The following is a 14,618-nucleotide window of genomic DNA, read 5'->3' on the forward strand; positions in this document are numbered from 1 at the left end:
GGCGCATGGCCACGCTGCCCGTTCACACCCCCGTATCGCCGTCCCGCCGCTGGCTGCCCTATGCCGGCGCGATCCTGGCCGGCATCCTGGCGGGCGCGGTGATCCTGCTGACGCTGAACGACCGCGCCGTCGCGGTCGGCTTCGTCGCGGCGGGCGTGCTGGCCGCCGGCGTGCTGCTCGGCGCGCGCAGGCTCTTCCATAGCGACACCGCCGCCGAGCAGCCGGTCGACTGGTCGGTCGCCCAGGCGCTCGCCGCCGCCAGCGACGATGCGCTCGCCGTCACCGATCGCGCCGGCCGCCTGGTCTGCGCCAACAACCGGTTCGAGGCGCTGTTCGCCGGCTGGCCGACCCCGCCCAACCTGCCGATCAGCGACGCCGCGGTCGCCGCGCTCGGCACCGCCGCCCGCACCGCCTGGCGCGATGGCGAGGCGCGCGAGGACGGCATCCAGGTGTTCGGCGCCCCCGTCTCCGTCCGCGTCCAGCGCGTCGGCGACGAGTCGCTGGTCTGGCGCTTCATCGGCGTCCAGGCGCTCGACCTCGCCAGCCAGGTCCGGGCGCTGATCGACGGCCATACCGGCGATCGGCTCGGGTCCTCCGGCATCATGACCGCGATGGTCTCGCCCGAGGGGCGGGTCCGCGCCGCCAACCGCGTGTTTCGCCTGCGCGCCATGGGCAGCGGCGAGGCGGCGGTGGAGGGCAGGGACTTCGCCCGCTTCCTGATCACCGACAGCCTCGGCCTGGTCCGCTTCGAGCGCGAGGGGCTGGAGGGCAATCCGCTCCGCGTCCTGCAGATCCCGTTCCTCGACGGCGAGGATGCGCCCTTGCTCGTCGCCCTGCTCGACGAGGAGGAGCAGGGCCATGCGCCGACCCCCGCGATCGGCGCCAGCGCCGGCGCGCATGTCCGCTCGCTGATCGCGCTGCTGCCGCTCGGCCTGGCGCTGGTCGACCGCGACGGCCGCTTCGTCAGCATGAACGACGCGTTCGTCCGCGCCACCCGGGTCAACGCCGCCGCGCCGCCGCTCTACCCGGGCGACCTGGTCGTGCGCGAGGACAAGTCGGCGCTGGCCGACGCGGTCCGCCGCTTCGCCGGTGGCGCGCCGCAATCGGCCGAGATGACCGTCCGCATGTCCGACGCCCCCGACGAGCCCGTCTCGATCGGCATCGCCGGCGCGCGCGGCCTCGGCGACGCCGCGGTCCTGATCAGCCTCAAGGATTCGGGCGAGGAGTCCAAGCTCAAGCGCCAGGTCGCCCAGGCGACCAAGATGCAGGCGGTCGGCCAGCTTGCCGGCGGTGTCGCGCACGACTTCAACAACATCCTCACCGCGATCATCGGGCATTGCGACCTGATGCTGATGCGCCATTCGCCCGGCGACAGCGATTATGACGACATCCAGCAGATCCGCGCCAACTCGAACCGCGCCGCCTCGCTGACCCGCCAGCTGCTCGCCTTCTCGCGCCAGCAGACGCTGCGCCCGCAGCTGCTCCAGCTGCCCGACGTGATCTCCGAGGTCTCGAACCTGCTCAAGCGCCTGCTCGGCGAGACCGTCCGCCTCGAGGTCAAGCACGGCCGCAATCTCGGCCCGGTCCGCGCCGATCCCGGCCAGCTCGAGCAGGTCGTGGTCAACCTCGCGGTCAATGCCCGCGACGCGATGCTGTCGAAGAGCCCCAATGGTGGCGGCACGCTCACGATCGAGACGATGGCGGTGCCCGCATCCGAAGTCCGCCAGATGGACGACGATGTCCTGCCCGTCGGCGACTATACCGCCGTGCGCGTCTCCGACACCGGCACCGGCATCCCGCCCGAGATCCTCGCCAAGATCTGGGAGCCCTTCTTCACCACCAAGGAAGTCGGCAAGGGCACCGGGCTCGGCCTCTCTACCGTCTACGGCATCATCAAGCAGTCGGGCGGCTTCATCTTCGCTGACAACGGGTCGCATGGCGGCGCCGAGTTCACCATCTACCTTCCGGTCCATGCCGCGACCGAGGCGCCGGTGGCCGCGCTGGTGCCGGGCATCAAGGAAAAGCCCGCCGACACCTGGGGCACCGGCACGATCCTGGTCGTCGAGGACGAGGACATGGTCCGCGCCATCGCCGAGCGCGCGCTCACCCGCCAGGGCTATACCGTGGTCACCGCCGACAATGGCGAGGCCGCGCTCGAGCTGATCGAGACGATCGACCGGCCCGATCTGCTGATCTCCGACGTGGTCATGCCGGTGATGGACGGGCCGAGCATGGCGCGCCGCATCCGCGCCAAATATCCGGACCTGCCGATCCTGTTCATGTCGGGCTATGCCGAAGAACAGCTCCGCAAGTCGATTGATCTGGAGCAAGTTGCATTCCTGCCGAAACCCTTTTCGGTCCAGCAACTTGCCGAAGCCGCCCGCGATGTGCTTGGTCCGAAATAAGCTCTTGGCGTCCCGGAACTTTTTTGCGATTGAACGCGCATATGTCGGGGCCCCAGAAAGTATTGATCGTCGAAGACGAGCCGCTCATCGCGATGATGCTCGAGGATTTCCTCGACGCGCTTGATCGCGTCGTCGCGGGTACGGCGGACAGCGTCGCCTCCGGGCTGGCGCTGGTCGAAGCCGGCGGCATCGACGCCGCGATCATGGACGTGAACCTGCGCGGCGGCGAGACCAGCTGGCCGATCGCCGACGCGCTCGCCGCGCGCGGCATCCCCTTCGTCCTCGCCACCGGCGGGGCAGGGGACATGATCCGCGAGGACTATCGCAACCGTCCGGTGCTCTCCAAGCCCTTCACCATGGACAGCGTCGAGAAGGTCCTCGACAGCCTCGTCGCGGCGGACTGAGCTTCCTCCAGCCTTTCCCATAGCCATCCCGTTCCCCGGCGAAGGCCGGGGCCCAGTTTCGGCGCAGTGGGTTGGGGTGGACTATCCTCTCGAATGACGTTGCAACTGGACCCCGGCCTTCGCCGGGGCACCGCAGAGATTACCGACATTCGGCAAATCCGCTCCTGGGGCATGCGGTTCCTTCCCGCGCCTTAGTCTGAGATCCCGGCGTCCGCCGGGATGACGACATGGGGGAAGCGCCGCTCCCATCCAGCTCCCCGGCGAAAGCCGGGGCCCAGGGTTTCTCTGCTGGATCGCCTGTTACCCTGGCCCCCGACTTCCGCCGGGAAACCATCAGGCCAGCCACCATCGCCGATACCGCTCCGCACGGAGCTGCCGCAAACCGGGCGACAGCCTCATGGAAGCAGGCCGACTGCAAGTGCCCCGATTGCGGACATTGCGTCCCCCTCTGACCGGCATATGATCCGGCGATGGCAGCCAGCATCCTTTTCACCGCCGCAATTTTTGCTCTCGGGGTTTATGGCATCTGGTTCATCAGGCGCGATCTTCGCCGAGGGGTCGCGTCAGCGCGAGGCTTCTCTTTTTCGAGGGATGCCCAGCCAAAGCGCTACCGTTGGCTGATGGCCTTCAACATATTCGCCGTCGGCCTCATCTGCATTGGCGCCATCATCCAGTTGATCGAAGCGATCGGCAAATCGTAGCTCAGTGAGCCAATGGCCGCTTCCAGCTACTAGTAGTCGCTCAGCGGAGAGACGGGCGATTCAACGGCTGCCGGGCTGCAAACGCCCCAGTCGCTGCCGTTGATACCGATCGCCGACGAGCGCCAAAGCGGCCGTTCGGTTTGAAATTAAAGAAAGCCCCTTCTGACGCATTGTTCCTAGTTGACGAGACACGATCCAGGGTCTGTTGCGGCAATGACTACTGACCGATTGAGCAGCGTTGAGGTGTCGAGGTTACTTGAGCAATTAGGAATGACAGGAGCTTCTGAAAGCTTGCGGCCATCGGCGCGATACTCGTGGGAAGTCGTCAGCCGCAGTGCGCGCTGCGATCCAACCGGAATGATCGACTGGACGCTGCCAGCACCCTGAGTCGAGCGCCCGAAAACGGTCGCACGCCTATTGTCTTGAAGCGCAGCGGCAAGAATCTCCGCGCCAGCCGCCGTATTCTCGTTCACCAGCACGAGAATCGGGATGCCCTGCACCAGCTGCTTCTTAACTGCGCGATATGTCTCGACGTCGCGCTTGTCGCGCCCTTTCAACGTGACGATGACGCCCTTGTCGAGGAAGAGATCGGCGAGAGCAACGGCTTCAGATAATAACCCACCTTGGTTATCTTGAAGATCGACAACCAGCGCGGACACGTCGCCATTCTGCGACAGAGCAGAACTGACCCCCTGTGTGGCGCCGGATGGCAGGCCGGAGAGTCGTACAATCAGCACAGATCCACGCCGCTCAATTTGCAATTCAGTGTCGATCCGATCGACGATCGTTCGATTTAGCGGAAAGTCTGCGGTACTGCCGTCGGAGCGACGCATCGTCAGCGTAGTGGGGCTGCCCTCCGGCCCACGAAGCTTCTGGATAACATCGTCAAAGGACAGCTCGGCCGTGACGGTTCCATCAATTGCTATCAGTTCGTCACCTTTGCGAATGCCGGCTCTTTCAGCCGCAGAGGTGAAACCGGTGGCAAGGACGGTATAGTGACGATTGCTTTCCCTGAGGGTCAGACCGGTAGATGCCCGTGCGGCTGGTTGGCCGAGCAGTTTGGCGGGCGCCGTGAATGTAACCCACCGGCTGTGAGTATCGAGCTTCGCGATCATCGCCTCGATAGCCGCATCCATGATTTTGTCCGCCTCGGATCCCGGCTGATCAAAGCCCGCACAACGCATTGCCTTGGCTACTTCATCGGATCCGAGGGAGGACCGCTCGCCCATGCAGCGGGACCAAGCCTCCTCGTCCAGCGGGGCCTTGCCGCGGATCATATCGATTGCAGCGCCGGCTAGTGGGGCCATGTCAAGCGGCTCGACATAATTGTCACGGATCAACGCGAAGACGTATCTGAACCGCGCGAACGTATCCTCGGAAGACTGCGCTTGTATCGGCGAACTCGCGCAAAGGCTCGCAACGACCAGCGCTCCCCAAAAGTGCTTGCGGATCATTATACCCCCCAAAACTCCTGAGCCGGCACAGCCGCCTGTTAGCGTCGTGTCAACGGCTAGTTTCTAGACGTCCGCGATTCTGCTTAAGCGATGCTCTCGTGTCCGCATTCTCAAAGTTCACGCTGAAAGCTGTCAGGCAGCTAACCACCCAATATCGGCCGTTCAGCTCTTGCGCTGAAAGCGGTCTTTCACGCCCTAATCCACCACCCGCACCGCATCCCCGACCCGGATCACCCCCGGCCGCGCAGGCCCAGCATAGATCCCGTAGCAAGCCCCGAATTCCCGGGCGACCGTCCGCAGCACCCGCGGTTCCTTCGCGCCGGTCACCGGATCGATCGTCACGATCACGCAGCGCTGGATCGGGTCCGCGCATTGCACCACCGCGCCGGTATCGCCGTCGCCGAACGCCAGCCGCTTGCCTTGCCAATCGCCGGGCAGGGCATCGCTCTCCACGATCACGTTGATCCGGAAGCGGTCGATCGCGAGCGTTTCACCATGCGCCGCTTCCAGCGCGGCATGGCCGGCGCTGGTCTGGATCGATACCGGCATCGAATCATAGACGCCGCGCGCCACCTGGATCAGCGCGGCGGGCTCGCCCGCCGCTTCCTCCAGCCGCGCCATCAGTAGCGGATCGCGCAGCCCCAGCGTCGCGCCATCGGGCGTGTCCACCGTTACCGCGCTGGTCTTGGGCTTGCCTGGCTCCTCGAACCGCGCCCGGTGCAGCACCATCGCCGGCACCTCGCGCGCGGTCAGCCAAGGGAAGCGCGTGCCGTTGGCGGCGCGGACGAACGCATATTGCCGGTCGCCCTCGATCCCCTGCCAGTCGAGTTCGGCCGTGGCCAGCCGCTCGCCGGCCATCGACTTGACCGGATAGCGATTGAGCGCGCTGACATGGCCGAGGATGCGGGTCATTGCGCCGGGCTAACGGTGTGCGCGGGGAAGGGCAATCGCCGCGTTCCCCTCGGGTGGAACGATTATGGAACAAAAATCTTCGTTCCGCTCTTGTTCTTGTGGAACAAAGGCGATACACGGCGTTCCAACACAGGTTGATGCAGCACGCTAAACCTTCTAGCGACGGGGACTTCCAATGGCAGCTTCGCTCAAGGTGATTGACGGCAACATGGCGATTTCTTCGGACAAGCAGAAGGCGCTCGACGCCGCAATGGCGCAGATCGACCGCGCCTTCGGCAAGGGCTCGGCAATGAAGCTCGGCTCCAAGGAGGCGATGCAGGTCGAGGCGATCTCGACCGGCTCGCTCGGGCTCGACATCGCGCTCGGCGTCGGCGGCCTGCCGCGCGGCCGCGTGATCGAAGTCTATGGTCCGGAAAGCTCGGGCAAGACCACGCTGGCGCTCCATGTGATCGCCGAGGCGCAGAAGACCGGCGGCGTCGCCGCGTTCGTCGACGCGGAGCACGCGCTCGACCCGGTCTATGCCAAGAAGCTCGGGGTGAATATCGACGAGCTGATCGTCTCGCAGCCGGATACCGGCGAGCAGGCGCTCGAGATCGTCGACACCTTGGTCCGCTCGAACGCGATCGATGTGCTGGTGGTCGATTCGGTCGCCGCGCTGGTGCCGCGCGCCGAAATCGAGGGCGAGATGGGCGACAGCCATGTCGGTCTCCAGGCCCGCCTGATGTCGCAGTCGCTGCGCAAGCTCACCGGCTCGATCAGCCGCTCGCGCTGCATGGTGATCTTCATCAACCAGCTGCGCATGAAGATCGGCGTGATGTACGGCAATCCGGAGACGACGACCGGCGGCAATGCGCTCAAGTTCTACGCCTCGGTCCGCCTCGACATCCGCCGCACCGGCCAGATCAAGGACCGCGAGGACATCATCGGCAACACCACCCGCGTGAAGGTGGTGAAGAACAAGGTCGCCCCGCCGTTCAAGCAGGTCGAGTTCGACATCATGTATGGCGAGGGCATCTCGAAGATCGGCGAGATCCTCGATCTCGGCGTCAAGGCCGGGCTGGTCGAGAAGTCGGGCGCCTGGTTCAGCTATGACAGCGTCCGGATCGGCCAGGGCCGCGAGAATTCGAAGAACTTCCTGCGCGACAATCCCGAGCTGCGCGAGCGTCTCGAAAAGGCGATCCGCGCGCGCACCGAGAAGGTCGCCGAGGGACTTATGGCGGGTCCCGACGCCGATGACGGTGACGACGACCTATAATGGAATATCAGGCCGCGCCCGCGTGCGACGCGTGTGGCAGCGGTCACGGGCTCAGCCCCATCGGAAGACCCGGCGCGTTGCCCCGCGCCGGGTCTTTCGCGTTTGCGGGGAGGGCGGTTCGAATCCTTCCCCTGTCGCGCCGAGCGGCGAATTTTGAGAACTGTGCACCGGCGCTGGGCACGCTAAGATGCGGGCATGAAGGCCGTTCTCGATCCCGATTGCGTGCTGGCCCATGGCCTTGCCGCGATTCGCAGCCAGTATCAGGTGCCGCCTGCCTTTCCGCAGCCGGTACTGGAAGCCGCCGAAATCGCCGCCAGGCGGATACCAGGCGAGCATGTCGACCGCACCGATATCCCTTTCGTCACCCTGGACCCCGCCAGCGCCACCGACCTCGACCAGGCACTGGCGATCGAGGCCAGCGGCAATGACCTGCTGCTCCGCTACGCCATCGCCGACGTGGCATGGTTCGTCACCGACGGCGATCCGATCGACGCCGAGGCCTGGCGCCGGGGCACGACGCTCTACCTGCCGGACGGCAAGGCCAGCCTCTATCCGCCGATACTGAGCGAGGGCGCCGCCAGCCTGCTTCCCGATGGTCCCCGTCCCGCCGTGATCTTCACCGTCCGCGTCGCTCCCGATGGCGCGGTGAAGCTCGAGGAAGCGGAGCGCGCGCTGGTCCGCAGCCGCGCCAAGCTCGCCTATGAAACGGTGGTTGACAGCGAGCTGCCGCCCCAGTTCGCCGAACTGGCACGCCGTATCGCGCTGGCCGAAGCCGCGCGCGGCGCGTCGCGGGTCGATCCGCCCGAGCAGGAAGTCGCCCGCCGCGCCGATGGCGGCTATGCGCTGGCCTTCCGTGCCCGGCATCCGTCCGAGGACCAGAATGCTGCCCTGTCCCTTGCGGCGAACCTTGCCATAGCAGAGGTGCTGCAGGCCCATCACACGGGCCTGTTCCGGGTAATGGCCGAGCCTGATGCCGCGGCGGTCGCCAGGCTGCGCAACAGCGCCCGGGCGTTCGGCATCGCATGGCCCGAGGCTCTGCCGCTCGAGCGCTTCCGCGACGGCCTGGATGCGGCCGATCCACATCAGGCGGCGCTGATGCTCGCGATCCGCCGGGCAGGGCAGGGCGCGAGCTACGCGCCATGGAGCGCCGATGCGGCGCCCTGGCATGCCGCGGTCGCCGCGCCCTATGTCCATGCCACCGCGCCGCTTCGCCGGCTCGCCGATCGCTATGTGATCCGTGCCACGCTCGCGGTGATGAACGGCCGGCCGGTGCCGGATGCCGTCAGCGACGCCTTTGCCCGCCTGCCCAAGGTTATGGGCCGGGCAGATGCCCTGAGCGGCCAGATCGACCGCGCGGTGATCGACCTCGCCGAAGCCGTGATCCTCGATGGCCGCGAAGGGGAGACCTTCGCCGCCGTCGTCACCGATGTCGACATGCGCGGCGCGCGGATGCAGCTCTCTGACCTGCCGGTGGTCACCCGGATCGATGCTCCCGGCGCGGCGCCCGGCACCGCGTTGCAGGTGAAGCTGGTCGATGCCGACCCGGCGAAGCGCGCGCTCCAGTTCGAAGCAGTCGGGGATGGGGCATGACGCCCGCCGACCCTGGGGATTCGGCCGCGACCGCGGCCCAGGTCGAGATCTTCATCGACCGCTTCGCGTCAGAGATTGCCGACCGTGTTCGCGTCGCCCGGACGGTGTTGCGGAGCCGGCTGCCCGGCGCCACCGAGTTGGTCTACGACAATTACAACGCGCTGGCGATCGGCTACGGCCCCGGAGAGAAGACGTCAGAGGCCGTGTTCAGCCTCGCCATCTATCCCCGCAACGTCCTGCTCTATTTCCTCCCAGGTGTCGGCCTGCCCGATCCGGAAGGGTTGCTGCAGGGCGAAGGCAAGGTGGGGCGCTATGTTTGCCTCAAGGATGTGGCGCTGCTCGACGAACCGGCGATCATCGCGCTGATCGACGCCGCGCTCGATCGCGCGAAGCGCCCTTTGCCGCCCGAGGGTGGGCGGACCATCGTCAAGTCGATCTCGGCCCGGCAACGCCCGCGCCGTCCAGGGGAAGCTGCATGACCGTAATCGTCCACCATCTCGAGAATTCCCGTTCGCAGCGCGTGCTCTGGCTGCTCGAGGAACTCGGCCTTCCCTATGAGGTGCGGCGCTACGAGCGGAACAAGGCGACGATGCTGGCGCCGCCCGAGCTCCGGCACGTTCACCCGCTCGGCAAGTCGCCGGTGATCGAGCATGGCGGCCAGGCGATTGCGGAGACCGGGGCGATTGTCGAATATCTGGTCGCGCTGGGCGACGGGAAACTGGGCGCGCCGGGACACCGCGAGGACGCGCTGCGCTGGCGGCATTTCCTGCACTATGCCGAGGGCTCGCTGATGCCGCCCCTCTTTACCAAGCTGGTGCTGAGCCGCGTGCCCTTGTTCGGCAAGATGGCGCAGAAGAAGTTCCAGCCGATGATCGACGTCCATCTCGACTATGTCGAGCGCGAGCTGGCCGCGCGGCCCTGGTTCGCCGGGGCCGAATTCACCGCTGCGGACGTGATGATGAGCTTCCCGCTGGAAGCCGCGGTCAGCCGTGCCAATGCGACGGAGGGCCGCCCGCACATCGCCGGCTGGATCGCGAAGATCCATGCCCGCCCGGCCTATCGGGCTGCGCTCGCTGCCGGCGGACCCTATGCCTATGCGTGAAGCAGCGCCGTGCATCTGCGCGACGCTGGATGACATGGCAGTGGTCCATATAGGTGGCGATGGGCATGACGAGCGTGTCTTCGCTACCATCGATGTCGTTCGCTGGCATGGCGACCTGCTGTGGTGGCCCAAGCTTTCGCGATGCACGGCTTGTGGGCAGGACTGGATGATCGCCCAGGAAGAACGGATCTATGACGATCACTACCTCAAGCGGCTGACTCCGGATGAGGCAGGCGCGATCATGGCAAGGGACCTCTGGCCAGACGACTTCCTGTGCTACGAGGCCGTGCTCCGCTTCGGGCAAAGGAACAGCAGGGCGTTCCGCTTCCTCGATCCCCGCTCCGGTCTTCTGCCGATAATCGAAGACCTGCGAAAGGAACGGCCCGGCATCAGCGAAGCGGAAATCGGCGAATTGATCGGCATTTCCGAGAAACAGGTCGTCAGGCTGATGGGCCCGGAAGGCTGGTTTGAACGCATCGGGCGAAAGTTGCTGGCGCTATAGGTCGGAACCTCTACGCGTGATCCCGGAACGCGAGGTCGTCGCACGCCGGGCAGGGCGCGTCCTCGCCGGCGATGAGGCCCTGGCAGCGCGGGCAGAGGCTGCGGTTGCGCGGCTGGAGGGCATGGTCGACGGTGACGCGCTGGTCGAACACGAAGCACTCGCCCTGCCAGCGGCTCTGCTCGGGCGGGACCTGCTCGAGATATGCGAGAATGCCGCCCTTGAGGTGATAGACCTCGTCGATGCCCTCCGCCTTGAGGAAGGCGGTCGACTTCTCGCAGCGTATGCCGCCGGTGCAGAACATCGCGACGCGCGGCATCGGGCCATCGGCCTCGCGCGCGGCGCGGAACTTGCGGAACCACTCGGGGAACTCGCGGAAGCTGCGCGTATGCGGATCGATCGCGCCGTCGAACGTTCCCAGCGCGACTTCATAGGCGTTGCGCGTGTCGATCACGATCGTGTCCGGCGCGTCGATCAGCGCATTCCAGTCCTGCGGCGCGACATAATGGCCGACATCGGTGAGCGGATCGATGTCCGGCTCGCCCATCGTCACGATCTCGCGCTTGAGCCGGACCTTCATCCGGTCGAACGGCATCGCGGCAGCGCGCGAATATTTCACGTCGAGCCCAGCGCAGCCGGGCAGGGCGCGGACATGGTCGAGCAGTTGCGCGATCGCGGCGTCGCTGCCGGCAATCGTGCCGTTCAGCCCTTCCTTGGCGAGCAGCAGCGTGCCCTTGATGCCCAGCCCCTCGCACAAGGCGAGGAGCGGGGCCTTCAGGCTCTCGACATCGGGAAAGCGCGTGAACTGGTAGAGTGCGGCGACGCGGACGGGCAGGTCCGCGCCGGGCACTGCCGCGGGATCAGGACTGGCCATAATCCTCGAAGCTGTCGGTCTTGGTGGTGGTGCCGTGCATCGGCAGGACCGCCGGCTCGGGATCGCCCGGCGCGTCGAGCTTGCCTTCCCAGCGCGCGACGACGACGCTGGCGACGGCATTGCCGATCACGTTGGTCGCGGTGCGGCCCATGTCGAGGAAATGGTCGACGGCGAGGATCAGCAGGATGCCAGCCTCGGGGATGTTGAAGTGGCTGAGCGTGCCGGTGATGACGACCAGGCTGGCGCGCGGCACGCCGGCGATGCCCTTGCTGGTGACCATCAGGATCAGCAGCATCTGGATCATCGTCATCCAGTCGAGATGGATGCCGTACGCCTGGGCGATGAAGATCGACGCGAACGTCATGTACATCATCGAGCCGTCGAGATTGAACGAATAGCCGAGCGGCAGCACGAAGCTGGCGATGCGCGGCGGCACGCCGAACCGGTCGAGCGCGTCGAGCGTGCGCGGATAGGCGGCTTCGGACGAAGCGGTCGAGAAGCCGAGCAGGATCGGATCGCGCAGGTAGCGCAGCAGCGTGCCGGTGCGCGGGCCGACGATCAGGAAGCAGGCGCCGAGCAGGACCGCCCAGAGCGCGAACAGGCCGAGGTAGAAGCTGCCCATGAAGAAGGCGAGGTCGCCGACCACGCCGATGCCCTTGGTCGCGAGCGCCTTGGCCACCGCGCAGAACACGGCGACGGGAGCGAACAGCATGACATAGCCGGTGACGGTGAGCATCACCTGGACCAGCGCCTCGAGCCCCTTCACCAGGGGCTCGCCCTTTTCGCCGATCGCGGCGAGGCCGACGCCGAAGAACAGCGAGAAGATCACGAGCTGGAGGATGTCGTTGCTCGCCATCGCATCGATCCCGCTGGTGGGGATGATGTGGATGAAGAACTTGGCGACATCGAAGCTCGAGCGATCGACGCCGCTCGAAGCCGAGGCCGCCGGGATCGGCAGGTTGAGGCCGACGCCGGGCTGGAGCAGGTTGACGAAGATCAGGCCAAGGGTGAGCGAGACGAGGCTGGCGCAGACGAACCAGAAGAATGCCTTCAGGCCGACGCGGCCAATGGCGCCGCCGCCGCCCATATGCGCGATGCCCACCACCAGGGTGGAAACCACCAGCGGCGCGATGATCATCTTGATGAGGTGGAGGAACATCTGGGTCGGGATGTCGAGCCCGTACGCCCAGTTCTCGATCGCCTTCGCCCCTTCCGGCGTGCCCGAGAGCGAGACGTTGAGCACATAGCCCAATATGCCGCCGAGCAGCAGTGCTGCCAGAATGAACCAGGTAAGTCGCTTGCCCAAAACAGGGTCCCCCTAAAATCCTTTGGCGCAGGCAAAGGGGATTGCGGGCCCCGGGTCAAGCCCTGCGCGGCCAGCCGATGCGCGCTGCCCTATGCACAGGGGGTATTGCAGCGACTGGGAAAGCGGCCGTATCGCATGCGCCGTCCTGTCCGGAGAATGCCGATGCGCCTCGACCGCCGTACCCTTGTCCGCGCTGCCGCTGCCGCGCCTTTGCTCGCCCTGCCGGGCGTGCTGCGCGCCGCCGAGCCGGACCTTTCGGCGCTGCAGGACATCACCACGGGCGCGGTGCCGATCGGCAATGAAGAGCGCGCCGCGCGGCTTGCCCGGGCGCAGAAGCTGATGCAGGCGAACGGCATCGGCGCGGTGCTGATCGAGGGTGGATCGTCGCTCGTCTATTTCACCGGGTTGCGCTGGGGGCGCAGCGAGCGGCTTACCGCGGTCGTGCTGCCGGCCGAGGGCGCGCCGTGCATCGTCACCCCATTCTTCGAGGAGGCACGCACCCGCGAGGGGCTGGCGATCCCGGCGGAAATCCGCGTTTGGAACGAGGATGAGAACCCGCTCAAGACCGTTGCCGGTTTCCTGAAGGACCGCAAGCTGGCGCATCTGCCGGTCGGAATCGAGGAAACCGTTCGATATTTTGCAGTCGGGGGGCTGCAGAAGGAGGGATTCGAAGTCGTCTCCGCCAATCCCGTGGTTCGGGGCTGCCGGATGATCAAGACGGCCCCGGAAATCGCACTGATGCAGCTCGCGACCGACGTGACCATCGCCGCCTATCGCTGGGTCCAGCCGCGCGTCGAGAAGGGGATGAGCCAGCGCGACGTCTCGGCGCTGATGGACGCCGCCACCAAGAAGCTGGGCGGCAGCCCCGAGTTCAGCATGGTGCTGGTCGGCGAGGGCGCGGCCTATCCGCACGGCACCAAGACCCCGTCGCCGGTTGCCGATGGCCGAATCGTCCTGATGGACTGCGGGTGCACGGTGCAGGGCTACCAGTCCGACGTGTCGCGGACCTGGGTGCATGGCAGCGCCAATGCCGAGCAGCGCAAGGTCTGGGACCAGGTCGCCAAGGGCCAGCAGACCGCCTTTGCCGCCGCCAGGCTCGGCGCGACCGCGGGCAGCGTCGACGACGCGGTGCGCCGCTACTACGCCTCGCTCGGCTGGGGACCGGACTACAAGCTGCCGGGCCTGTCGCATCGCACCGGACACGGCATCGGCCTGGACGGGCACGAGCCGGTCAACCTGGTGCGCGGCGAGGCGACGAAGCTGGCGCCGGGCATGTGCTTCTCGAACGAGCCGGGCATCTACATCCCCGGCAGCTTCGGCGTGCGGCTGGAGGACTGTTTCCACATGACCGAGAGCGGGCCGAAATGGTTCAGCGAGCCGCCCCGCTCGATCGACGCGCCGATGGGCTGAGCTTCCCGCGCCGGCGAGAACCTGTTCTCCTTCCTACGGATCAAAGAGCGGCGGGAATGAAACCCGGCGGCGCGAGCGAAGCAGGTGAAATCCTACATTGCAATCCGGGCCGGTGCTGACAGGGTACCTGCAGCAGGGGACGGGACGATGCGGGCGCTGGCGATAGTGATCTTCTTCCTGACCGCCTTTGGCGTGATGGGGGTGCTGAGCGAGCATTTCCGGGGCGATGCCGGACTGCCCGCGCGGTTGATCGTCGACGCGCTGCTCTGCTTCATCGCGGTGCTGGTGCACGAGCTGGGCCATGCCGCCGCGGCGCACCGGCTGGGCGCCGATATCCGTTCGATCGTGGTGCTGCCCTTCGAATACAGCATGCGGCAGCGCCGGCTGCGGCTGAAATGGCGGGCAGGAATGGGCGACCTGGGCGGCTATGTGTCCTATGTGCTCGACCGGATCGATGCGCGCCGCAAGCACATGATGATCGCCGCCGCCGGGCCGATCGCGAACCTGCTGCTCGCGCTGCTGGCCGGCACCGGCGCGGCCCTGATCGGCAGCGCGACTCTGGCCGGCGCGCTGCTCGGCGCGCTCGCCTTACTCTCGGCGGGGATGGGAATCGCCAATCTCGTGCCGTTCAAGGGCAGTGACGGCCATCATATCCTGCAAGGCCTGCGCGCCGGCGCCCGCAACAAATCGGTGAGATAGCGGACCT

14 protein-coding genes are annotated in these 14,618 nt (G+C 66.6%); 10 read left to right on the top strand and 4 right to left on the bottom strand.

The window, feature by feature from the left end; all coding sequences use genetic code 11:
• Positions 1–5: 5 nt before the first annotated feature.
• From HNP52_RS09045 to HNP52_RS09055, 3 genes are all read left to right on the top strand, one after another.
• Complete coding sequence (locus tag HNP52_RS09045) at positions 6–2,405, top strand: response regulator (protein ID WP_184165751.1); 2,400 nt, start codon at positions 6–8, stop codon at positions 2,403–2,405.
• Positions 2,406–2,446: 41 nt separating this feature from the next.
• Entirely contained in the window at positions 2,447–2,809 is a 363-nt protein-coding gene (locus HNP52_RS09050; RefSeq protein WP_184165754.1) for a response regulator, read from the top strand.
• Positions 2,810–3,279: 470 nt separating this feature from the next.
• Complete coding sequence (locus HNP52_RS09055) at positions 3,280–3,510, top strand: hypothetical protein (protein WP_184165757.1); 231 nt, start codon at positions 3,280–3,282, stop codon at positions 3,508–3,510.
• A gap of 176 nt (positions 3,511–3,686) precedes the next feature.
• Here HNP52_RS09055 and HNP52_RS09060 read toward each other — a convergent pair whose 3' ends face one another.
• Complete coding sequence (locus tag HNP52_RS09060; protein WP_184165760.1) at positions 3,687–4,964, bottom strand: S41 family peptidase; 1,278 nt, start codon at positions 4,962–4,964, stop codon at positions 3,687–3,689.
• 195 nt (positions 4,965–5,159) lie between these two features.
• Positions 5,160–5,876, bottom strand: coding sequence for an MOSC domain-containing protein (locus tag HNP52_RS09065; protein ID WP_184165763.1), 717 nt, complete (start codon positions 5,874–5,876; stop codon positions 5,160–5,162).
• A 175-nt stretch (positions 5,877–6,051) separates the two neighbouring features.
• Between HNP52_RS09065 and recA the strand changes: the two genes are divergently transcribed.
• The 5 genes from recA (at position 6,052) to HNP52_RS09090 (ending at position 10,325) form a co-directional block, all read left to right on the top strand.
• Positions 6,052–7,131, top strand: coding sequence for a recombinase RecA (recA, locus tag HNP52_RS09070; protein WP_184165765.1), 1,080 nt, complete (start codon positions 6,052–6,054; stop codon positions 7,129–7,131).
• A gap of 195 nt (positions 7,132–7,326) precedes the next feature.
• A complete protein-coding gene (locus HNP52_RS09075; RefSeq protein ID WP_184165768.1) occupies positions 7,327–8,721 on the top strand; it encodes an RNB domain-containing ribonuclease in 1,395 nt (464 codons plus the stop codon).
• Entirely contained in the window at positions 8,718–9,200 is a 483-nt protein-coding gene (locus HNP52_RS09080) for a DUF1801 domain-containing protein (RefSeq protein WP_184165771.1), read from the top strand. Before HNP52_RS09075 ends, HNP52_RS09080 begins: the two co-directional genes overlap by 4 nt.
• Positions 9,197–9,823 carry a glutathione S-transferase family protein gene (locus tag HNP52_RS09085; RefSeq protein ID WP_184165773.1) on the top strand — a complete coding sequence of 209 codons (627 nt, stop codon included), beginning with the start codon at positions 9,197–9,199 and terminating at the stop codon, positions 9,821–9,823. Before HNP52_RS09080 ends, HNP52_RS09085 begins: the two co-directional genes overlap by 4 nt.
• Positions 9,816–10,325 (top strand): hypothetical protein, encoded by a 510-nt coding sequence (locus tag HNP52_RS09090; RefSeq protein ID WP_184165776.1) that lies wholly within the window; start codon positions 9,816–9,818, stop codon positions 10,323–10,325. The genes HNP52_RS09085 and HNP52_RS09090 overlap by 8 nt, the downstream gene beginning before the upstream one ends.
• A gap of 10 nt (positions 10,326–10,335) precedes the next feature.
• On the opposite strand, the gene HNP52_RS09095 is transcribed toward HNP52_RS09090, so the two are convergent.
• Complete coding sequence (locus HNP52_RS09095; RefSeq protein ID WP_184165779.1) at positions 10,336–11,196, bottom strand: rhodanese-related sulfurtransferase; 861 nt, start codon at positions 11,194–11,196, stop codon at positions 10,336–10,338.
• Positions 11,183–12,502, bottom strand: a complete 1,320-nt coding sequence (locus tag HNP52_RS09100; protein ID WP_184165782.1) for a dicarboxylate/amino acid:cation symporter — start codon at positions 12,500–12,502, stop codon at positions 11,183–11,185. The genes HNP52_RS09095 and HNP52_RS09100 overlap by 14 nt, the downstream gene beginning before the upstream one ends.
• Before the next feature lie 156 nt (positions 12,503–12,658).
• On the opposite strand from HNP52_RS09100, the gene HNP52_RS09105 reads away from it, so the two are divergent.
• Both HNP52_RS09105 and HNP52_RS09110 read left to right on the top strand, forming a co-directional pair.
• Positions 12,659–13,912: a M24 family metallopeptidase gene (locus HNP52_RS09105; protein WP_409372617.1), complete on the top strand. Its 1,254-nt coding sequence runs from the start codon at positions 12,659–12,661 to the stop codon at positions 13,910–13,912.
• A gap of 147 nt (positions 13,913–14,059) precedes the next feature.
• Positions 14,060–14,611, top strand: coding sequence for a site-2 protease family protein (locus tag HNP52_RS09110; RefSeq protein ID WP_184165803.1), 552 nt, complete (start codon positions 14,060–14,062; stop codon positions 14,609–14,611).
• Positions 14,612–14,618: the final 7 nt, after the last annotated feature.

Source organism: Sphingomonas kyeonggiensis (assembly GCF_014204495.1).
GTDB classification, from domain to species: Bacteria; Pseudomonadota; Alphaproteobacteria; order Sphingomonadales; family Sphingomonadaceae; genus Sphingomonas; species Sphingomonas kyeonggiensis_A.